This is a genomic window from Sulfitobacter sp. SK025, from assembly GCF_003352105.1.
Taxonomy (GTDB): Bacteria; Pseudomonadota; Alphaproteobacteria; order Rhodobacterales; family Rhodobacteraceae; genus Sulfitobacter; species Sulfitobacter pontiacus.
The window spans coordinates 2636569-2657957 of sequence record NZ_CP025808.1; the positions used below are offsets into that span (position 1 = coordinate 2636569).

Annotated in this window: 22 protein-coding genes and 1 riboswitch; of the genes, 6 read left to right on the forward strand and 16 right to left on the reverse strand. The window is 60.8% G+C overall.

Going from position 1 to position 21389, the window contains the following annotated elements; all coding sequences use genetic code 11:
* Positions 1-74 precede the first annotated feature (74 nt).
* The 5 genes from C1J04_RS12770 to kdsA all read left to right on the forward strand — a co-directional run bounded on the left by C1J04_RS12770 (position 75) and on the right by kdsA (position 4726).
* Entirely contained in the window at positions 75-419 is a 345-nt protein-coding gene (locus C1J04_RS12770) for an ArsR/SmtB family transcription factor (protein ID WP_009825113.1), read from the forward strand.
* 25 nt (positions 420-444) lie between these two features.
* Positions 445-1347 (forward strand): cation diffusion facilitator family transporter, encoded by a 903-nt coding sequence (locus C1J04_RS12775; protein WP_009825114.1) that lies wholly within the window; start codon positions 445-447, stop codon positions 1345-1347.
* A 202-nt stretch (positions 1348-1549) separates the two neighbouring features.
* On the forward strand, positions 1550-2209 hold the full coding sequence (locus C1J04_RS12780; protein WP_005849402.1) for an ABC transporter ATP-binding protein: 660 nt from the start codon (positions 1550-1552) through the stop codon (positions 2207-2209).
* A complete protein-coding gene (locus tag C1J04_RS12785) occupies positions 2187-3896 on the forward strand; it encodes a capsule biosynthesis protein (RefSeq protein WP_114865378.1) in 1710 nt (569 codons plus the stop codon). The genes C1J04_RS12780 and C1J04_RS12785 overlap by 23 nt, the downstream gene beginning before the upstream one ends.
* Positions 3893-4726: a 3-deoxy-8-phosphooctulonate synthase gene (gene kdsA / locus C1J04_RS12790; protein WP_005849405.1), complete on the forward strand. Its 834-nt coding sequence runs from the start codon at positions 3893-3895 to the stop codon at positions 4724-4726. The genes C1J04_RS12785 and kdsA overlap by 4 nt, the downstream gene beginning before the upstream one ends.
* Positions 4727-4744: 18 nt before the next feature.
* Here kdsA and C1J04_RS12795 read toward each other — a convergent pair whose 3' ends face one another.
* The 8 genes from C1J04_RS12795 to trmB form a co-directional block, all read right to left on the reverse strand.
* Positions 4745-5389, reverse strand: a complete 645-nt coding sequence (locus C1J04_RS12795; RefSeq protein ID WP_009825116.1) for a phosphoribosylanthranilate isomerase — start codon at positions 5387-5389, stop codon at positions 4745-4747.
* 34 nt (positions 5390-5423) lie between these two features.
* Complete coding sequence (locus C1J04_RS12800; RefSeq protein ID WP_009825117.1) at positions 5424-5774, reverse strand: LapA family protein; 351 nt, start codon at positions 5772-5774, stop codon at positions 5424-5426.
* Entirely contained in the window at positions 5774-6058 is a 285-nt protein-coding gene (ihfB, locus tag C1J04_RS12805; protein WP_005849411.1) for an integration host factor subunit beta, read from the reverse strand. The genes C1J04_RS12800 and ihfB overlap by 1 nt, the downstream gene beginning before the upstream one ends.
* Before the next feature lie 275 nt (positions 6059-6333).
* Positions 6334-8010 (reverse strand): 30S ribosomal protein S1, encoded by a 1677-nt coding sequence (gene rpsA / locus C1J04_RS12810; protein WP_235183804.1) that lies wholly within the window; start codon positions 8008-8010, stop codon positions 6334-6336.
* A gap of 314 nt (positions 8011-8324) precedes the next feature.
* The gene (locus C1J04_RS12815; protein ID WP_009825118.1) at positions 8325-8702 is read right to left on the reverse strand and encodes a rhodanese-like domain-containing protein; all 378 of its coding nucleotides are present in this window, start codon (positions 8700-8702) and stop codon (positions 8325-8327) included.
* A gap of 92 nt (positions 8703-8794) precedes the next feature.
* Complete coding sequence (locus C1J04_RS12820) at positions 8795-9409, reverse strand: (d)CMP kinase (RefSeq protein WP_005849417.1); 615 nt, start codon at positions 9407-9409, stop codon at positions 8795-8797.
* Positions 9409-10761, reverse strand: a complete 1353-nt coding sequence (gene aroA / locus C1J04_RS12825) for a 3-phosphoshikimate 1-carboxyvinyltransferase (protein ID WP_037953845.1) — start codon at positions 10759-10761, stop codon at positions 9409-9411. Before aroA ends, C1J04_RS12820 begins: the two co-directional genes overlap by 1 nt.
* Before the next feature lie 92 nt (positions 10762-10853).
* Positions 10854-11555 (reverse strand): tRNA (guanosine(46)-N7)-methyltransferase TrmB, encoded by a 702-nt coding sequence (gene trmB / locus C1J04_RS12830; protein WP_235183805.1) that lies wholly within the window; start codon positions 11553-11555, stop codon positions 10854-10856.
* Between the two features lie 200 nt (positions 11556-11755).
* On the opposite strand from trmB, the gene C1J04_RS12835 reads away from it, so the two are divergent.
* On the forward strand, positions 11756-13366 hold the full coding sequence (locus tag C1J04_RS12835) for a BCCT family transporter (RefSeq protein WP_009825121.1): 1611 nt from the start codon (positions 11756-11758) through the stop codon (positions 13364-13366).
* A 65-nt stretch (positions 13367-13431) separates the two neighbouring features.
* Here the strand turns inward: C1J04_RS12835 and metK are convergent, their stop codons facing one another.
* From metK to miaB, 8 genes are all read right to left on the reverse strand, one after another.
* Entirely contained in the window at positions 13432-14616 is a 1185-nt protein-coding gene (gene metK, locus C1J04_RS12840; RefSeq protein WP_005849425.1) for a methionine adenosyltransferase, read from the reverse strand.
* Between the two features lie 4 nt (positions 14617-14620).
* Positions 14621-14668: riboswitch (SAM-SAH riboswitch) on the reverse strand.
* An 8-nt stretch (positions 14669-14676) separates the two neighbouring features.
* Positions 14677-16194 carry an apolipoprotein N-acyltransferase gene (lnt, locus tag C1J04_RS12845; protein WP_009825123.1) on the reverse strand — a complete coding sequence of 506 codons (1518 nt, stop codon included), beginning with the start codon at positions 16192-16194 and terminating at the stop codon, positions 14677-14679.
* Positions 16194-17102, reverse strand: a complete 909-nt coding sequence (locus C1J04_RS12850; protein ID WP_009825124.1) for a hemolysin family protein — start codon at positions 17100-17102, stop codon at positions 16194-16196. The genes lnt and C1J04_RS12850 overlap by 1 nt, the downstream gene beginning before the upstream one ends.
* Before the next feature lie 20 nt (positions 17103-17122).
* The gene (gene ybeY, locus C1J04_RS12855; RefSeq protein ID WP_009825125.1) at positions 17123-17647 is read right to left on the reverse strand and encodes an rRNA maturation RNase YbeY; all 525 of its coding nucleotides are present in this window, start codon (positions 17645-17647) and stop codon (positions 17123-17125) included.
* Between the two features lie 67 nt (positions 17648-17714).
* Entirely contained in the window at positions 17715-18704 is a 990-nt protein-coding gene (locus tag C1J04_RS12860; RefSeq protein ID WP_009825126.1) for a PhoH family protein, read from the reverse strand.
* A gap of 154 nt (positions 18705-18858) precedes the next feature.
* Positions 18859-19170, reverse strand: coding sequence for a hypothetical protein (locus tag C1J04_RS12865; RefSeq protein ID WP_005849430.1), 312 nt, complete (start codon positions 19168-19170; stop codon positions 18859-18861).
* 15 nt (positions 19171-19185) lie between these two features.
* The gene (locus C1J04_RS12870; protein WP_005849431.1) at positions 19186-19761 is read right to left on the reverse strand and encodes an OmpA family protein; all 576 of its coding nucleotides are present in this window, start codon (positions 19759-19761) and stop codon (positions 19186-19188) included.
* Positions 19762-19981: 220 nt separating this feature from the next.
* The gene (miaB, locus tag C1J04_RS12875; RefSeq protein ID WP_009825128.1) at positions 19982-21301 is read right to left on the reverse strand and encodes a tRNA (N6-isopentenyl adenosine(37)-C2)-methylthiotransferase MiaB; all 1320 of its coding nucleotides are present in this window, start codon (positions 21299-21301) and stop codon (positions 19982-19984) included.
* Positions 21302-21389: the final 88 nt, after the last annotated feature.

The window sequence follows — 21389 nt, forward strand, 5'->3', positions numbered from 1 at the left end:
TGGTGTTTGACCATCGTTTCGAGACATTTCGAAATGAGCTTGACGCGGCCAATCATTTCTATATTTCTAAAAACATGAAAATGACTCCCGCCTCCCCCCATGACCTTTCCTTGGCCGCTGCGCGCTTTGCCGCGCTCGGGTCAGAGCAACGGTTGCAAGTGCTCCGTTTGCTGGTGCGCGCAGGCCCTGACGGGCTGACCATCGGCACGCTGGGTGATCGCGCGGGTATCACCGGGTCGACGCTGACCCATCATCTGAAACTGCTTGTAGCCGCGGGACTGGTGCGCCAGCAGCGGCAGGGGCGTAGCACCATCTGCGCGGCGGTATCCCATGACGCGGTACAGGATCTGTCCGAGTTCCTGATGACAGAGTGTTGCGCCGACGCCGCGGTACCCTGCCCTGATCATCCCCACGGTTAACACCACAGATAGCGAAAGTCCCCCCATGTCACACGGTCACCACCATCACGTCGATCCCGACAGCGGCGACGGCAAGATTGCCCTCGCGGTGGCGATCAACCTCGGCCTCACGGTCGCGCAGGTCATCGGCGGGATCGTCGCGGGCAGCCTGTCGCTGATCGCCGATGCGCTGCATAACTTCAGCGACGCCATCGCGCTGATCATCGCCTTTGCCGCGCGCAAGATCGCCCGCCGTCCAGCCAATGCAGATATGACCTTTGGTTACGGCCGGATCGAGGCGGTCGCGGCGCTGATCAACTATACCACGTTGATCGTGATCGGCCTGTATCTGGTCTATGAGGCCGCGATGCGCTTTGCCAATCCCGAACCCGTGGCGGGCTGGATCGTGGTGATCGTCGCCGGCTTCGCCTTGCTGGTGGATCTGGGCACCGCCGCGTTGACCTTTCGCGCATCCAAATCCAGCGTGAACATCCGCGCGGCCTTTTTGCACAATGTGGCGGATGCCTTGGGGTCGGTTGCCGTGATCGTGGCGGGGACGCTGATGATCCTGTTCGGATGGGCTTGGGTGGACCCGTTGGCCACGCTGCTGATTGCCGGATACATCCTTTGGCAATCCGGGACCGAACTGCCGCAGGTGGCACGGATCCTGATGCTTGCCTCGCCCGATGCGCTGCGCACCGAAGACGTGATCGCGGCACTGCGCGACCAGCCCGGTGTTGCAGACGTCCATCATGTGCACCTGTGGCTGATGGAGGAACACGGCGCTGCCTTTGACGCCCATATCGTTGCCGAACAAGGCACCGACCCAAGCGCCCTGCGCCAAGCGTTGAAATCCTACCTGAAGTCCGAGTTCGATCTGAACCACGTCACGCTGGAGCTTGAGACCCAGGATGCCCGTTGCCACGACGCCAAGGTGATCGGTCACTAACACCCGCACCCCTCGACCTTTCGTATAGCGCGCCCTGCAAACCATCGCCGATGGCACTGCCTTCGGGCGCGTGGGGCGTTTTGGCTCCTTGAAAATTCGGCCCCAACTACGACATAATATAGTCAAAATAGAGGGCTAGACACCGCCCAAGGCTCGGGAAACAGGGCGCGACATACCCGCAACAGCACCAATCGGAGCAGGCATGCTGGAATTCGACAACGTCTCCAAGTCCTTTTGGACTGGCACGCAACACAAGGTCATTCTCGACCATGTGTCATTTCGCGTGGATTTGGGTCATTCCCTTGGCATCCTCGCCCCGAACGGCACCGGCAAGACGACCCTTATCAATATGATGGCGGGGCTGGAAAAGCCGGACGAAGGCGAGATCCGGCGCGGCTGCAACATCAGCTTCCCGCTGGGGTTCATGGGCGGTGTCGTCAACAAGGTTTCCGCGGTAGAGAATGCCCGCTATATTGCCCGTCTCTATGGGCTGGACCCTGACTACGTCGAAAGCTTTTGTCGCTGGCTGTGTGGGTTAGGGGAATATTTTGACCAGCCCGTCGGGACATATTCGGCCGGGATGAAATCACGGTTTTCGTTTTCACTGCTGCTTGCGCTTGATTTCGACATCTATTTGATCGACGAAGGCATGCCGAGCACCACAGATGTGGAGTTCAACCGCAAGGCGGGCGAAATTCTGCAAGAACGGCTGCGCACGACGACGATCATCATCGTTTCGCACCAAGCCGAGACGTTGGAACAATTCGCGCGGTCCGCTGCTGTCTTGCTTGGCGGAAAGCTACATATCTTCGACACCTTGGAAGAGGCCAAACAGCTGTATGACTACGAAACCCAAGGCTAGAAAATTCCGCATCAAACGTGCGACCCCTGCTGCGGCCCCCAAGGGGAACGACGCGGTCGAACGTGACGCCCCCGCGGCAGCCACGCCAAAGCCGCAGGCCCCCGACGCGCCACGCGCTGCGGCTGCATCACGCGGCGAAGCACCGAGAGCTGCAGCGCCCGGCCAAGCTGCCGCAGCCTCCGCCGCGCGCCCGACCCCGCCCTCCGACGCCCGCAGCGGCGAGGTGTCATCAGCGACCGAAGTCAGCGGAGAGCAGGACATCGACGCGATCCGCCGCGAAGGGCTGACCGGCCGCCAGCTGCGCATGGCCCGTCGCGTGGCGCAAAAACACGGGCTTGCCCCGACCTCTGACTTCGATGCGGTGCGATTGCTGCGCGCCGAAGGGATCGACCCGTTCCAACGCTCCAACATGCTGGAACTGGTCGTTCCTCAGGACAAGCAATCCACCGGGACGGCATTGCAGAAAGGGCGCATCCAGCTTCCCCAGACAGTCCCTGCCGGGGGGCGCAATCTGCCCTCGACCGACGTTAATCCGATGGAACGCCGCATGCGCGAGATCTCGGACATCCAGCGTGACATCACCAGGCGCCGCCGCCGCAAGATGGCGTTGCTTATGGTGCGTCTCGCGTTCTTTGTCGGGCTGCCCACAATCATGGGCGGGTATTATTTCTACAACATCGCCACGCCGATGTATGCGACAGACAGCCAGTTCCTGATTATCCAGAACGAAGGCACGGGCGGGCTTGGCCCCCTTGGCGGGCTGCTGCCGACGCAGTTTGCCAACTCCGCCGATAGTATCGCGACACAAAGTTACCTTCAGTCAAAAGACGCGATGCTGCGGCTGGACCGAGATGTCGGCTTTATGAAGCATTTCTCGGACCCCGCGATCGACCCGATCCAGCGGATGAACCCTGACGCGTCGAACGAGGAAGCGTATAAATACTATAAGGACAACGTCAAAATCGGATACGATCCGACCGAAGGCATGATCCGCATGGAGGTGATTGCCGCCGATCCCGAGGTCGCGAAAGACTTTTCCGAACACCTGCTGCAATATGCCGAAGAACGCGTGAACGCCCTGTCGCAACAAAAGCGCGAAGACGGCATGCGCGACGCCCGCGAAGCCTTTGAGCAGACGGTCGCCAAACGCCGCGCGGCGCAGGAAGCGCTGATCAAGCTGCAGGTCGACAACGGGGTGGACCCGCAGGCGGTGATCGCATCGATCCGCGGGCAGATCACCAATTATGAAACCTTGCTGCTGGAAAAAGAGCTTGAACTTGCCGCCCTGCTCGACAACCCGCGCCCGAACCGCGCCAAGGTGGACGGTGCCCAAGGCGACGTGCGCCGGCTTAGCGCGCAGCTGGACAAGCTGAACGAACGCATGAACAGCGCGACCGAGGGCACCAACTCGCTTGCACAACAAGCGGTCAGCTTGCAACTGGCGCAGGCCGATCTGGCAGCGGCGGATGCCGCCTTGCAGGCGTCCCAGACCCAGATGGAACAAGCCCGCACAGAGGCCAGCCGCCAGGTCCGATATCTGACCGTCGCGGTGCGTCCGGTGGCGTCGCAAAGCGCCTCATACCCACGCAAGTTCGAGAACACGATTTTGACATTCCTGATCTTTGCGGGCATCTACCTCATGCTATCGCTGACCTCCTCCATTCTGAAAGAACAGGTAACAAAATGACCCAAGTCACCGTTGGAAATGTCGTCATCGGGAATGATCGCCCGCTGACGGTGATCGCAGGCCCCTGCCAGCTGGAAAGCGAAACCCACGCCCAGATGATCGCCGGCCAGATGAAAGAGGCATGCGATGCCGTGGGCGCCCAGTTCGTGTTCAAGGCGAGCTATGACAAAGCCAACCGCACCTCCCTTGGTGGCAAACGCGGGCTTGGCATCGACGAAGGTCTGGCTGTGCTGCAATCGGTGGGCAAATCCATCGGCGTGCCCGTCCTGACCGACGTGCATACCGAAGCGCAATGCGCCATCGCGGCCGAGGCCGTGGACATCCTGCAAATCCCGGCCTTCCTGTGCCGCCAGACCGATATGCTGCTGGCCGCGGGCAATACGGGCAAGGTTGTGAACGTCAAAAAGGGTCAGTTTCTTGCCCCGTGGGATATGCCCAATGTCGTCGCCAAGATCGAATCCACCGGTAACAAACGCATCTTGCTGACCGAACGCGGCACCTCCTTTGGCTACAACACATTGGTCGCTGACATGCGCAGCCTGCCGCAGATGGCGCAAACCGGATACCCTGTCGTGATGGACGCGACCCATTCAGTCCAGCAGCCCGGCGGGCAAGGTGGCTCCAGCGGCGGACAACGCGAGTTCGCCCCCGTCATGGCCCGTGCAGCGGTCGCGATTGGCGTGGGCGCGGTCTTTATCGAGACCCACGAAGACCCGGACAACGCACCGTCGGACGGGCCGAACATGATCTATCTGGATCAGATGCCTGCGCTGGTTGCGTCGTTGATGAAATTCGACGCGCTGGCCAAGGAATACCCCCTCACCTTCTAAGGGGCCATCCTGCCAATACTAGACCTTCGCGGCGTTTCCGAATGCCGCGATCAGCCCTGCGTCCTTTACACCCGGCGCGCTTTCCACACCGGAAGAGACATCTACCTGCCGTGCGCCGGTCATACGGGCGGCCTGAGCCACATTGTCAGGGGTCAGCCCCCCTGCCAGCATCCACGGCTTGTCCCATGTGCGATCTGCGATCAGGCGCCAGTCAAAGGACAATCCATTGCCACCGGGCAGCGCTGCCCCTTTGGGCGGTTTCGCGTCGATCAGGATCTGGTCCGCCACGGCCATATAGGCATCAATCTGTGGCAGGTCATCTGCATCGGCCACACCGACCGCCTTCATCACCGGCAGCCCATAGCGCGCCTTGACCTCGGCGACACGCTCGGGCGTTTCCTTGCCGTGTAGCTGCAGCATATCAATAGGCACAGCGGCCGTCAGCGCGTCCAGAAAGGCGTCATCCGCGTTGACCGTCAACGCGACCTTACACAGCCCCATTGGCACCTCTACAGCCAGTTCAGCGGCTTGATCAATCGTGACATGCCGAGGGGATTTTTCAAAGAAAACAAAGCCGACATAGCGCGCACCGGCCGCAGCGGCCGCCGCAATATCCTGCGTGCTGCGCAAGCCGCAGAATTTCACGTGCAAATTTTGGGTCATCGGATGGTTCCTGCGCTAAGGGGCATAGGCCCGCTTAGCTTGCTTGATCCAGCAGCGCCAGAACCTCGTCCTGGTCCTGATACTTCTCGCCCTTCAGGCGTGCGACTTCACGTTCCAGACGGCGCATTTCGCGGGCCTGACGTGCGGCTTCGGCACGCTGGCCGTATTCGCGGATCCATTCCCAGACGAACCCCACCAGCAGACCGGCGATGATGCTGCCCAGAATGACAATGAACAGCGGCACCTGAATTTCAGGGTTCAACGCGAACCAGCCCGATACCTCGGTCGGTAGCAACTTCAGCGACACCATGGACCGGTTGGCCAAGGCAACCGCGATCAGTGCAATGGCGAAGATTGCGATGCAGAGGTAGCGAACATAACGCATTAGGAATTCCCGTTTAAACGATCTCTAAGCAGTTTACCGGTCTTGAAGAACGGCACGTGCTTTTCTTCTACATGAACAGTTTCCCCAGTGCGAGGGTTCCGGCCCACACGGGCGTCACGTTTTTTCACTGAAAAGGCACCAAAGCCGCGCAGCTCTACCCGATCACCATCGGACATCGCGCCGGTAATCTCTTCGAAGATGGTATTTACGATCCGTTCCACGTCGCGCTGATAGAGATGGGGATTGTCGTCGGCAATCTTCTGGATCAGTTCTGACCGGATCATTTAACGTCCTCCGAGGTGCGCAATTAATGTCTTAACTACATGGGACTATAGCAAACCAAACGCGTTCGTGAAGTCATGCATATTTCTATTATTGCGATTAAGTGGCGGGAAGTCGCTGTTTTCCAGTCCTTTTTTAGTCACATTTCACACAACCACTCGGAATAGCGCTGCCAGCCGCCCTTCCCTGCCCCCCGCCACAGATTGCGATTCGGAACGAAAAAGGGCCCCGCAGTCTGCACTGCGAGGCCCCTGATCTGTGCAACAAGCGCTAAGGCTTATTCGTCGCCTTTCAGAGCGGCACCCAGGATATCACCCAAGGATGCGCCGGAGTCAGAGGAGCCATACTGCTCGACTGCTTCTTTCTCTTCTGCGATTTCACGTGCTTTGATCGACACGCCCAGACGGTGCGCTTTCGCGTCAACGTTGGTGATGCGTACGTCAACCTTGTCACCAACCGAGAAACGCTCGGGGCGCTGTTCGGCACGGTCACGCGACAGATCGGAGCGACGGATGAAGGCTTTCATGCCTTCGTATTCGACTTCGATGCCACCGTCTTCGATGGAGGTCACGGTCACAGTCACAACGGAACCGCGCTTCACGCCGCCCACTGCTTCTGCGAACTTGTCGCCGCCCACACCTTTGATCGACAGGCTGATGCGTTCTTTTTCCACGTCAACTTCGGAAACAACGGCCTGAACCGTGTCACCTTTGCGGTAGTCCTGGATCGCTTCTTCGCCGCGCTGGTCCCAGCTCAGGTCCGACAGGTGAACCATGCCGTCGATGTCGCCTGGCAGGCCAACAAACAGACCGAATTCGGTGATGTTTTTGACTTCGCCTTCAACTTCGGTGCCTTCTGGGTGTGTTTCAGCAAACACTTCCCATGGGTTGCGCATGGTCTGTTTCAGACCAAGGGAAACGCGACGCTTGGCGCCATCGATTTCCAGAACCATGACTTCGACTTCTTGGCTGGTGGAAACGATTTTGCCGGGGTGTACGTTCTTCTTTGTCCAGGACATTTCGGAAACGTGAACCAGACCTTCAACGCCTGGCTCCAGCTCAACAAATGCACCGTAATCGGTGATGTTGGTGACGCGGCCAGTGTGCGTGGATTCCAGCGGGTACTTGGCTTGAACCAGATCCCATGGATCTTCTTGCAGCTGTTTCATACCCAAGGAGATGCGGTGCGTCTCTTTGTTGATCTTGATGACCTGAACCTTGATGGTTTCGCCGATCGACAGGATCTCGGATGGGTGGTTCACACGGCGCCATGCCATGTCTGTGACGTGCAGCAGGCCGTCAACACCGCCCAGATCAACGAAGGCACCGTATTCGGTGATGTTCTTGACCACACCGTCAACTTCCTGACCTTCGGTCAGGTTGCCGATAACTTCGGCACGCTGTTCGGCACGGGATTCTTCAAGAATTGCACGACGCGAAACAACGATGTTGCCACGACGACGGTCCATTTTCAGAACTTGGAACGGCTGCTTCAGACCCATCAGAGGGCCGGCATCGCGCACGGGGCGCACGTCAACTTGCGAACCGGGAAGGAAGGCAACTGCGCCGCCCAGATCAACGGTAAAGCCACCTTTAACGCGGCCAAAGATCGCGCCTTCAACGCGCTCTTCTGCGGCATAGGCTTTTTCCAGACGGTCCCAGGCTTCTTCGCGACGGGCCATCTCGCGAGAGATAACAGCTTCACCACGGGAGTTTTCTACCTGACGCAGGAATACTTCGACTTCGTCGCCGACTTCCACTTTGGGTGCTTCGCCAGGCTCGGCAAATTCTTTCAGTTCAACGCGGCCTTCCATCTTGTAGCCTACGTCGATAATAGCTTGGCCCGCTTCGATCGCGATAACCTTGCCTTTGACAACAGAGCCCTCTTCGGGCGTGTCCATTTCAAAGCTTTCTTCCAAAAGTGCTTCGAAGTCTTCCATTGAGTTCATAGCCATGTAGCTTGATTTTCCTTTAGCATTTGGTTTCTGGCCGCGCGGTTGTCTCCGCCGGTCTGTGGTTAAAATTGTCATCCGCGATGGGATTCGATCCGCAAAACAAAGAGGGCCGGATGAAACCGACCCTGCCTGATATCTCGCGCCCGAAACGTGTATCCGCCCCTTAGACAGTCGCGCGTATAGCCCCGTTTCGGGGCAAAGGCAAGGGCCGGCACGGGTGATCCCCTGTTCACAAAGGTTCATACCGGGCGATGTCAGAAAAAGGGCAGACCGTAGCCTGCCCTTGTCCATTTGGTCATCCGCCTAGTCGGGTATCAGCTTTCGGTCGGGCCGCCTGCGTCTTTCCAGCCGGGAAAACCGCCGATGTTGGTGACATTGGTATAGCCCATGTCGTGCAGCGTCTTACCCGACAGCGCGGCCTGACCGCCCGCGCCGCAGATCAGGTAAATCTCTGCGTCTTTTTCGAAGATCGGGTTATACATCTCTTCCTTGTTGGGGTCGGCGCGGAATTCGATCATGCCGCGCGGCACACGATGCGCGCCCTTGATGGTCCCGCTTTTAGCGATGTCGCCGGAATCGCGCACGTCGATAAAGACACCCTTGCCTTCGGCATGTTTCGCAATCGCGTCCTTGGCGTCCATCTTGGGGACAACGGCATTCGCAGCGTCGAGATAGTCTTGAGCGGTCTTCATAGTCAGCACCTCTTGTTTATTCCTATCGTGTCTAGCCTATCGCCAGACACGTCCCAGACCAACGTCATGCACCGACATTCGTTCCGCCGCGTTTAGTCACGTCGACGTGCGGCTACCAGTTCGATGGCGCGGGCCACGGCTGTTTCGATATCCATGGTCGAGGTATCCATCAGCTCTGCATCCTCGGCGGGCTTCAACGGTGCCTCGGCGCGGGTGCTGTCGCGGGCATCGCGGGCCTGCACATCGGCCAGCACCCCTTCCAGCGTGACCTCGGCCCCCTTGGCGCTAAGCTCGGCAAAGCGGCGCTGTGCACGGACCTCTGGCGTGGCGGTAATGAACAGCTTGACCGGCGCATCGGGGCAGATCACCGTGCCGATGTCGCGCCCGTCCAGCACCGCGCCCCCTGCCCGCATGGCAAAGCTGCGCTGGAAATCGACCAAGGCGGCCCGCACAGCGGGGATCGCAGCCGCGCGGCTCGCGGCCTCTGCCACGGCGTTGGTGCGCAGTTGGTCATTCTCAAGATCATCGGCTTGCAGGGTCAAAGCGGCCTCTTCGGCGGTCATGCCCTCCAGCACTTTCGCCCCTACGGCGCGATAGAGCAGGCCGGTATCCAGATGCGCAAAACCGAAATGCGCCGCAACAGCGCGCCCGACAGTGCCCTTGCCCGCCGCAGCCGGCCCGTCAATCGCAACGGTAAAGCCCAGCATCACGCATCCCCCCGCGTCACATCCGCGCCAAGGCGTTTCATCAGCGGCTCGAAGATCGGGAAGGACGTGGTGATCGGCGACCCGTCATCCACACTGACAGGGGACGTTGCGGCCATGCCAAGGATCATAAAGGACATCGCGATGCGGTGGTCCAGCTGGCTGGCGCAGGTGGCCCCGCCCGGCACGTTCCCGTGCCCCCGTCCGGTGACCGCCCACCAATCGGGGCCCTCGTCCACTTCGATCCCGTTGGCGCGCAGCCCCTTGGCCATCGCGTCGATCCGGTCGCTTTCCTTGACCCGCAGCTCTTTCACGCCACGCATCATCGTCTGGCCCTGCGCAAAGGCGGCCACGACAGAGAGCACCGGATATTCGTCGATCATCGACGCCGCGCGCGCCGGCGGCACCTCGATCCCTTTGAGGTCGGGCGAGAATTTGGCGCGCAGGTCGGCGACAGGCTCGCCGCCCTCGATCCGCTCATTCTCATAGGTCAGATCGGCCCCCATCTCGCGCAGCGTGGTGAACAGCCCTGCCCGTGTCGGGTTCAGCCCGATCCCCGGCACCAGCACGTCGGAGCCCGGCACGATCAAGGCAGCACAGACCGGAAACGCAGCCGAGGACGGATCGCGCGGCACATCAACATGCTGGGCCTGTAGCTCTGGCTGGCCGGTCAGAGTGATCACACGGCCCTCATCCGTGTCTTCCACCGAGATCTCGGCACCGAAGCCCGCCAACATCCGCTCCGTATGGTCGCGCGTGGCCTCGGCCTCGATCACGACGGTCTTGCCGGGGGCGTTCAGCCCTGCCAGCAAGACGGCGGATTTCACCTGTGCGGACGGCACTGGCACGGTGTAGCGCACGGGCACAGGGTCAGCCGCCCCCACGATGGTCATGGGCAAGCGTCCGCCCTTGCGCCCGACAGATTGCGTGCCGAACAGAGCCAGCGGATCGGTGACCCGCGCCATGGGGCGGCCGTTCAGGCTGGCGTCGCCGGTGAATGTCGCGGTGATGGGGGAGGTCGCCATTGACCCCATGATCAAGCGCACCCCCGTGCCCGAGTTTCCGCAGTCGATCACCCCGTCCGGTTCTGCGAAACCGCCCACGCCCACACCGCGCACAGACCAGTTACCACCGCCCATATTGGTGACTTCCGCGCCAAAGGCCTGCATCGCCTTGGCCGTGTCCAGCACATCGTCGCCTTCAAGCAATCCGCTGATGGTGGTTTCGCCGATGCACATCGCGCCCAGAATCAAGGACCGGTGCGAGATCGACTTGTCCCCCGGCACCTCGGCCACGCCGGACAGCGGGCCGCAAGCGGTAGAGGTCATCGGGACGGGCGTGGCGTGACTGGACATGGATAACCCTCAAAAAAAACTTCCTGAAAGCCCGTCTTAAACCAGCGATCCCGCCCCGTCCATCGCCAGCGTTCCTGCCCGCGCCCGCCCGCTCAGGTCTTGCGGAAGGTCAGGTAGTGCGGCACGCGCCCTTCGCGCAGCGCTTTTTGTTCGTAGCGGGTGGAAATCCAGTCGCCCCAGGGTTCTTTCCAGTCGCCGGGGCGTTCCGCCAGCCATTCGAACCCGTGGCGCGGCACCTGTTCAAGCGTCTGGCGCACATAGTCTTCGATGTCCGTGGCCACGCGAAAGATCGCGCCGGGCTTGAGCACCTTTGCCAGCGGCTCAAGGTGTTCCGGTGTCACAAAGCGGCGCCGGTGGTGGCGCGTTTTCGGCCACGGATCGGGGTACAGCAGGAACGCGCGGTCAATCGACGCCTCTGGCAGCACGTCAAAGATATCGCGTGCATCGCCCGGATGGATCGCCACGTTATCGACACCCGCGCGGCGGATCTTGCCCAACAGCATCGCAACCCCGTTGATGTAGGGCTCACAGCCGATGATGCCCACGTCAGGGTTTTGCGCGGCCTGATGCACCATATGTTCGCCGCCGCCAAAGCCGACCTCGAGCCAGACGGGTTTGCCGCCAAACAGCGTCGGCAGGTCCAGCGGGGTACGGTCGGGGTTCGCGTCCCAATCGACAGGACCGGGCGACAGCGCCTCTAGATCCTCTTCGATATAGCCTTTCTGGCTTTGCTTAAGCGATTTGCCTTTAAGGCGACCGTAGAAATTGCGGCGGGGGCGTTCAGGATGTGTCATGGCGCTGGCTTTAGCCTGCGCGGGGGACGGGCGCAACATTTCGCGTAAGCCCGCGCTGCAAAAGCCCACGCGCCCCATGCGCAACGGCGGTGCCGCCCCTTTGAGGCACAGCAAACCCGGAACGATCACGCCGACTTTACGTTGAGCTACAGGGCTCTACCTGAGCGAGAACCGATAATAATGCAGCGGAGGACATGCGAATGCGGGAACTGGCAAGCCGACTGGGACTCCGAACGGACCCTACAATCTTCTTTGTTTCCGCCCTGTGTACCGCCCTATTTGTACTGGCTCTTGTACTTGCCCCTGAACCGATCGGGGATGCTTTCGCCGCAGGCCGCGCCTGGATCGTATCGCATCTGGGGTGGTTCTTTATTCTTGGCGTCAACGTCTGGCTGGGCTTTCTGATCTGGGCCGCAATGAGCCGTCACGGCCATATCCGCCTTGGCCCGCGCGACAGCCGCCCCGACTATACAAACCTGTCGTGGTTCACCATGCTTTTCGCGGGCGGCATCGGCACCGTGCTGATGTTCTGGGGCGTGGCCGAACCGATCAGCCATTTTTCGGACCCGCCCCTGCCTGGCGTTGAACCCTTTACGGAACAGGCCGCACAAGACGCCATCTCTATCGCCACATACCACCTTGCGCTGCACACCTGGACGATCTTCGCGCTGCCCGGTCTGGCCTTTGCCTATTTCATCAACCGCTATGATCTGCCCGTGCGGGTCAGTTCGGTCTTTTACCCGCTGTTGAAAGAGCGCATCCACGGCCCTTGGGGTAAGGCGATCGACATTGCGTCGATCCTCGGCACGCTGTTCGGCGTCGCGGTCTCGCTTGGGCTGGGGTCATCGCAGATCGCAGCGGGTCTGTCGGCGCTGTTTGGGTGGAACGACGGCGTGCCGCTGCAGGTCGGCATCCTGACCGCGCTGACCGCCGTTGCCGTGGTGTCTATCGTGGCGGGGCTCGATAAGGGGGTGAAGCTGCTGTCCAACCTCAATATTGGCATGGCCGTGGCGTTGATGGTCTTTGTGCTGGTGACCGGTTCGACCCTGTTCCTGCTGCGCGGCATGGTCGAGACCTTTGGCCTGTACCTAAGCAACCTGCCACGGCTCGCCTTCTGGAATGATATGCTTGCCGATACCAACCCCTCGAATGGGGATTGGGGCTGGCAGGGCAGCTGGACGGTGTTCTACTGGGCCTGGACGGTCACGTGGTCGCCCTTCATCGGGCTTTTCGTCGCGCGGATTTCGCGGGGGCGCACGATACGGGAGTTCGTCTTTGGCGTGCTGCTGGCGCCGTCGCTGTTCACGCTGATCTGGTTCTCTATCTTCGGCTGGCAAGCGATGGAGATTGACGGCATCGGTACCGCCGCGCGCACGGCTCTTGGCGCGCAGGCCGGTTCGCTGAGCGCGGCAGTGGCTGACTCAGTCCCGCTTGCCATGTTCGCGTTTTTCGAAAGCTTCCCTTTCGCCGATATCGTGCAGGGTATCGCCGTGCTGGTGGTGGCAATCTTCTTTGCAACATCCTCGGATTCCGCGTCGCTGGTTGTCGACATGCTGTGCACCGGTTCGCCCGAACCCGGCCCCACCCGCCAGCGGGTGTTCTGGGGCGTGTCCGAAGGGCTGGTCGCCGCGATGCTGCTGATCCTTGCAGGGGACTTGGGGCTGACCGCCTTGCAACAGGTGATCACGGTCGTCGGCTTGCCGATCTTCCTGCTGGTCTTTGCGATGATCCCCTCGCTGATCAAAGGGTTCCGGACCGAAGATATCGACCACGTCTCTATCGGCAAGCGCCCCGGCCTGGCAGAGCTGTAACACCCCCACCAACACAAAAGGGCAGCCCATCGGGGCTGCCCTTTCTTGTACCATAAAGCATGTGTTTACAGCGCGGCCTTCAGCGCATCGACCAGATCGGTCTTTTCCCAGCTAAAGCCGCCATCCGCTTCGGGCGCGCGACCAAAGTGGCCGTAGGCCGCGGTGCGTTCAAAGATGGGGCGGTTCAACTGCAGATGCTCGCGGATGCCGCGCGGTGTCAGGTCGATGATCTGGCGGATCGCCTTTTCAATCGCCGCATCCGTGACATCCGCGTCGCCACCATAGGTATCGCAGTAGATCGACAGAGGCTTGGACACGCCGATGGCATAGCTCAGCTGGATTGTACACTTTTCGGCCAGACCGGCAGCCACGACGTTTTTCGCCAGATAGCGCGCCACATAGGCGGCAGAGCGGTCAACCTTCGTCGGGTCTTTCCCCGAGAACGCGCCGCCCCCATGCGGTGCCGCACCGCCATAAGTATCCACAATGATCTTGCGCCCGGTCAGGCCCGCGTCGCCGTCAGGGCCGCCGATGACAAAGGTCCCCGTCGGGTTCACCCACCATTCGGTGTCGGGGGTGATCCAGCCTTCGGGCAGAACCTGGGTGATATAGGGTTCGACGATGTCGCGGATGTCGGCACTGGTCTGGCCTGCATCGGCGTGCTGCGTCGACAAGACGATAGAGGACACGCCAACAGGCTTGCCGTCTTCATAGCGCACGGAAAGCTGGCTTTTGGCGTCGGGGCGCAGCGTTGGCTCTGTCCCGTCTTTGCGCACTTCGGCCAGACGGCGCAGGATCGCATGGGCATAGTGGATCGGCGCCGGCATCAGCTCTGGCGTCTCGTTGGTGGCGAAACCGAACATGATGCCCTGATCGCCCGCGCCTTCTTCCTTGTCGCCTGACGCATCCACGCCTTGCGCGATATGCGCCGACTGCGGGTGCAGCAGATTGGTGATCTCGCAGGTGGCGTGGTGGAATTCATCCTGCTCGTAGCCGATGTCCTTGATGCAGGCGCGGGCGATGCCGTCGATCTTGCCAAGGTATTCATCCAGCTTGTCCTTGTTCGACAGGCCAACCTCGCCGCCGATGACCACGCGATTGGTGGTAGCAAAGGTCTCCGCTGCGACACGCGCTTCGGGTTCTTCGGTCAGAAAGGCATCAAGTACGGCGTCGGAAATCCGGTCGCAGACCTTATCCGGGTGGCCCTCGGAAACGGATTCCGAAGTGAACGTGTAGTTTTTGCGGGACATTTAGTGCTCCAATAGATTTCTTAGCCACGTCAGGAAGCCGTTGTGGCCGATTAACGGGGCTTAGCTTTGCCTGCCCATTTGGTCAAACTTTAAGTTGCGTCGTCGGCGCAGGATGACAAGGGCAAACCCCGCCAAAGTGATGAAAAGAAACGGCCATTCGCCCCACCTGCTATAGGGTGTCGCAGGGCGTGGGGCGGGCAGAGGGGCATCCAGAAAGCCAGCCTCGTTCAGGGCCAAACTCTTTGTGATGCGGCCCCAGGGGTCAATCATCGCCGAAACGCCCGTGTTGGCGACGCGTGCCATGGGCAGACCTTGCTCTATCGCGCGCATCCGGGCCTGAGCCAGGTGCTGCAACGGCCCCTGCCCCTTGCCGAACCACGCATCATTCGTGAGCTGCATCAAGAACGCGGGCCGCGCCGGTGCGGCGTTGACGTCCCGTGCAAAGACGGCCTCGTAGCAGATCAGGGGCAGCGCCTGGCCCAAGAGCCCCAGATCCATCAGATCTGCCCCCGGACCCGAGGAAAACCCACTGCCAAACTGCGCCGCCATGCCGCGCAGACCGATACGGCCCAACAGATCGCCAAAGGGGATATATTCGCCAAAGGGCACGAGGTGGTGCTTGTCATAGGTCTGCACAACCTCGGCGTCTGGCCCCAGCACCACGGCCGAGTTGTAGTAGGCCATGTCGCCGCGCCGCTGCACCCCCAGCACCACAGGCGTACCGGCGGCGGCTTCGCTGATATAGGTCAGCGCGCCATGGGCCAAATCAAGCGGCCACGCGATGGCGGTTTCGGACCAGAGTATCAGATCAGGCGCCGCATCCCCCTGCGCAGGCGGTGCAGCGGTCAGCGCCAGCTGACGATCAAAGAATTCGGGAATTTTGACGGGGTCCCATTTGTCTTTCTGCGCCGCATTCGGCTGTACCATACGGATCATATGGTCGGTGATCGGGGCGTCGCCCCCTCCAAAGGGCACCGTCAACGCCGCCACGCCCAAGATCCGCGCGCCCCAGACAGCGCCCTGCCGCAGCAATGTGCCCCGCGCGCGCTGTACCACCGCTACAGCCAGCGCGACAAAGGCAAGGGTCATGCCGTAGGGCCCCACCAGCGCAAGCCCCTGCCCCGGCCAATGGTTAACCAAAGACTGAGAGAACATCCCCCAAGGGAAGCCGGTGAACAGATAACCGCGCAGCATTTCGGCGGCGGGCAGGACGAAGATCAGCGGCCAGACCTGTGCCGACAACCGGCGGGACACGTAGAACGCCAAAGCCCAATACAACGCCAAACCGCCCGTCAGCCCCGCCACAGCAAAAGGTGCCATCCAGGCATAGCGTTCAGGGTCGACCATGAATGGCGAAACCAGCCAAGACCATCCATGCAAGAAATAGCCAAAGCCAAAGCCCCAGCCGATCGCTGCGGCCTGCCGAGGCGTCCCAGCAGCGCGGTAGATCAACAGAACAGCCGCAAGTGCAGCCAGCAAGACCAGAGGCAAATCATAGGGTGCCTGCCCAAAGGCCGCGACAACGCCCGCAAGCACCGCGGCCCCGAACCGCATCCAAGCGGCACTGCGCAAAGTCATCAGTGAGATCCGGCCATACGCACGCGCAAACGCTTGATCCGGCGCGGATCGGCGTCGATCACCTCGAACTCGGGGCCATCGGGATGCACGACCACTTCGCCACGTGCCGGCACCCGTCCCGACAGCATGAAGACCAACCCGCCGAGGGTGTCGATCTCTTCTTCGTCGACATCATCGTGGTCGGTCAGCGAATGGCCAATCTCGGCCTCGAAATCATCCAGAGGCGTCTTGGCCAGCGCAAGGTAGCAGCCGGGCTTTTCGACCGTCCAATATTTGCCTTCGTCCACGTCGTGTTCGTCTTCGATCTCGCCGATGACCTGTTCGATCAGATCCTCGATCGTGACCAGCCCGTCGACGCCGCCGTATTCGTCAATCACCAGCGCCATATGGCGCCGTTCGGCCTGCATCTTGGTCAGCAAGACGCCAATGGTCATGGACGGCGGCACGAACAGCAAGGGACGCAGCATCGCCTGAAGGTCAAATTCGGTGTTTCGGCCGTTAAAGCCGTGGGTCAGCGCCAGATCCTTGAGGTGGGCCATGCCAACGGGGGTATCGAGCGTGCCGTCATACACCGGCAGGCGCGTCAGACCGCTGTCCTTGAACACGCCGACCAGCTCATCCAGCGTCGAGGTCACCGGCACCGCGGTGATATCCGCCTTGGGCACCGCCACATCATCCACCCGCATCCGGCGCAGGTTCATCATGCCGCGGGTGGACAGCCTGTCGGTCTGTGCCGCGGTGATTTCCTCCTCTTCCTCGTTGTCCGACGCGCTGAGTGCGCCCATGACCCGGGAAAAGAAGCCACCGGATTTCGGGGTGTCTTCGGTTTCTTCGGCCTCGGAGGTCGGTATGATGTCTTCCAACTGCGCGCTCTGCGCCGCCTCAGATGATCCGTCTGTGTCGCCCATCGGGTCCTGTCTTTATGTGTTTAGGCAGGCGGTTGCACTGCGTCGTCTCTATATGGGTCATCCAACCCCAATTTGCCAAGTATTTCTACCTCTAACCGTTCCATCAGGGTCGCATCCCCGTCCCGTTCGTGGTCATACCCCAACAGGTGAAGCAGCCCGTGCACGATCAAATGGGTCACGTGATCGGCCATCGGGCGGCCTGCGGCCTCTGCCTCGGCGTGGCAGGTGTCATATGAAATCGCGATGTCGCCCAGTTCCAGCATATTGTCGAACCCCGGCGTGACCGGCAGCGGAAGTTCGCCGTCGCGCACGGCACCGCGTTCCTCGGCGGGCCAGCTGAGCACATTTGTCGGCGTGGGCTTGTCGCGGAAATCTGCGTTCAACGTGGCGATATGTGCATCGTCGCAGGCCAGCACCGTCACCTCGGCGGTGTCGGCATCTAGCGACAGATGCGCCAATGCGGCGCGCATCGCGCGGGGGCATAGGGTATCAAGGTCCAGACCGGCCCAACGGGGGTCTTCCTCTATCACGTCAAGCGCCTGCATCAGCGCGCCACCGGGGGCCAGCCCCCGGCCCCCCGGAGTTTATTCGGCAAAATGAAGCAGCCGGGCATCACGCGTGGCCTGCATCTGCTTCATAGGCTTCGATGATCGCGGCCACGAGCGGGTGGCGCACCACATCTTTCGAGGTGAAGTAGTTAAAGCTGATCTTGGGGATCGTCTTGAGCAGCCGTTCCGCGTCCTGCAACCCCGATGGCACGCCGCGTGGCAAGTCGATCTGGGTCCGGTCACCGGTGATCACCATGCGCGAGCCTTCGCCCAGACGGGTCAGGAACATCTTCATCTGCATCGAGGTCGCGTTCTGCGCTTCGTCCAGCACGACGAAGGCGTTGGACAGGGTGCGCCCGCGCATGAAGGCGAGCGGCGCGATCTCGATCTTTTTCTCTTCGATCAGTTTGGCCAGTTGCTTGCCGGGCAAGAAATCATTCAGCGCGTCATAAAGGGGCTGCATGTAGGGATCGACCTTGTCCTTCATGTCACCGGGCAGGTAGCCCAGCTTCTCCCCCGCCTCCACGGCAGGGCGCGACAGGATGATGCGGTCCACGTGGCCCCCGATGAACATCGACACGCCGACGGCCACCGCAAGATAGGTTTTACCCGTACCGGCAGGGCCGATGCCGAAGGCCAGTTCGTTGTCGAACAGCGATTGCACATAGGCTTTCTGCGCGGCCGTGCGGGGTTCGACGCGTTTCTTGCGGGTCTGGATTTCGACGCCGCCCAAATTCGGCATCTCGATCTGGTCGCCCGGGCGCACCCCCGTCCCAGCCGCTGAATCACCCATGCGTAGCAAACTGGTGACATCGGCGGGCTCCACACTGCGCCCGCCTTCCAGTCGGGCGTAAAGCCCTTCGAGCACAGAGGCCGCGCGGGTTGTCGCGTCTTCCTCTCCCATCACCGACAGATGGTTGCCCCGACGCACGATCTGGACCTCAAGCGCCGTCTCTACGGCGGTCAGGTTGGCGTCATAGGGGCCGCAGAGATCGATCAGAAGCCGGTTGTCCGGAAATTCAAGCTGCTGCGCGTGAGAAGCGGGAGGCGTCATTGTGTCACTAGATGGCAAAGCGTTTTCCTAATTGGAGGTGTCTTTGGATTAATATGGGTCCCATATTCAAACTATGTACCCCTTTGAGCCGACAAAAAAGGGCCGGAGCGTAAAACGCGCCGGCCCGATCCTATGTGCAGGAGTGGTCGCAAGATCAGTTGGGATCTCGGACGCGCGAGCCGCCTTTGAAGTCGCCCGCCGTATATGTGGGCTGGGCCACGCCGGAGCAGACCGGCTTGCCGTATTTGTCCAGTCGCTGGCTCAGGTAGCCTTCGACGCCGTCGTCGATGATCCAGTGGTCGCAGCCATTGGGATCGACCCAGATGCCGGCCTGAAGCTGGCTCAGGTGCTTTTTGTCAAAACCACGGTCAACGGTTTTATCGGCGGGATAGCCCCGGCCTTCGTAGTCAGCGCAGGCACCCAATGTCAGGGCGCAGGCGGTGACCATCATAATCTTAGCTTTCATCACGTTACTGTCCCCTTAGCGAATGCAGATGATTTCGACGCGGCGGTTCTTGGCCATACCGCCCGCTGTGCCATTGGACGCCGCTGGCATCCGTTCGCCATAGCCACGGACATCCGCGATGCGGGCCCCCGATTGCTGGGCGATGCTGGCAACCGCATTGGCACGGTTCAGCGACAGCTTCATGTTATAGGCATCCGACGCGCGGCTGTCTGTGTGCCCGCTGATGATATAGGACACGGCACCCGTGGTCTTGAAGAATTCAGCCAGACGCGCGCGGCCCTGCGGGTGCACACGGTAGCTGTCGGTGTTGAAAAACTGGTCCGTATTCATCACGCCGCAGACGTTACCCCGGCGGCAGACCGGAATACCCTGACGGGTGACATGCGGTGTCATATAGCCTTCGGCACCGTCATCCATGACCCAATGTTCACACCCATCGGGGTCAACCCAGATCGTCGGAATATACTGGCCCTTGTCGCGGCCCTGTTGAGATCTTGTTTGTGCATCGGCAGCAGATGCCTGAAGCACGAATGTTGCGGCAATCATCGTGCCCGCAAACAGCCGTAGCCCCTTGGAAATTGTATTAAACACAGCCCTCGTCCTTTTCTTACTGTCCCCCAGTCGGAAGACCCACAGATACCCCAGGCACCACGGTCGTCCGCTATATGTTGTGAGATTAAGAGGTAAACGCGCTTCTGTGAAGCGCGAATGCGGCCATATTTACTATATTACTGCCACACTTACGCCAATTTCCGGCCATTGCAGTCGTTTTGGTCTACAATCATTGCGGGCAAATCGCGACCGGTGACACCTAAATCTGACGTGCCGTCAGCGAATTGGTTTTGGCATCAACGATTCTGACGCGGACAACGTCGCCAACTTCGGCCTGCGCCTCGTCGATATGCACAGAGTGGAGGTATTCGGATTTCCCCACCATCTGCCCCGCCTCGCGGCCCGCTTTTTCGACAAGAACAGAAACATCGCGCCCCACCATGCTGTTCTGGATCTCGCGCTGTTGACCGGTGATCAGCCCTTGCAAGCGCTGCAGGCGTTCGTCGGCTATGGCGGCCTCTACCTGCGGGCGTTCGGCGGCGGGGGTGCCGGGACGGGTCGAGTATTTGAACGAATAAGCGTAGCCGTATTTCACCTCGCGAACGAGCTCCATCGTGGCTTCGAAATCCGTGTGGGTTTCTTCGGGGAAGCCGACGATGAAATCACCCGACATCACGATATCGGGGCGCGCGGCGCGGATGCGTTCGATCAGCCGCAGATAGCTTTCGGCGGTGTGGCTGCGGTTCATCCGCTTGAGGATACGGTCCGAGCCGGATTGCACGGGCAGGTGCAGATAGGGCATCAGCTTGTCGATCTCGCCATGGGCGGCGATCAGCGCATCGTCCATATCGTTGGGGTGGCTGGTGGTGTAGCGGATACGCTCCAGCCCGTCGATCTTAGCCAACTCCTTGATCAGGCGGGCGAGCGTGTAATCCGCCCCTTCTTCCCCCACGCCGTGATAGGCGTTGACGTTCTGACCCAGCAGGGTGACTTCGCGCACGCCGCGTTCTACCAGTTCGCGCGCTTCGGTCAGCACGCGGGTCGCGGGGCGCGAGACTTCGGCCCCGCGGGTATAGGGCACCACGCAGAAGGCGCAGAATTTGTCGCAGCCTTCCTGCACGGTCAGAAACGCAGAAGGCGCACGCGTCGCTTTGCCGCGGCCTTTCAGCTTTTCGAATTTATCCTCTTCGGGGAAATCCGTATCAAGCGCGGTTTTGCCAGAGCGCACGCGCGCCTCCATCGCGGGAAGGCGGTGATAGGATTGCGGCCCCACGACCAGATCAACGGCCGGCTGACGGCGCATGATCTCGGCCCCTTCGGCTTGCGCCACGCAGCCTGCGACGCCAATCTTCAGATCGGGGTTCAGTTCTTTAAGCGGCTTTAGGCGGCCCAGTTCTGAATAGACTTTTTCTGCTGCCTTTTCACGGATGTGACAGGTGTTCAGCAGGATCATATCGGCGTCAGCTGCGGTCTTTGTCTCGACGTAGTTATCGCCCAGAGACTCGGCCATACGTTCACTGTCGTAGACATTCATCTGGCAGCCGTAGGTCTTGATGAACAGCTTTTTTGGCGCGGTCATGGCAGGGTCCGTTGATCAAAGGTGCAAAAGCGCGGTCTAACAGCGCCAGCGTTCTCTTGCAATGCGTCCCGATTTGACAGATTTAAGG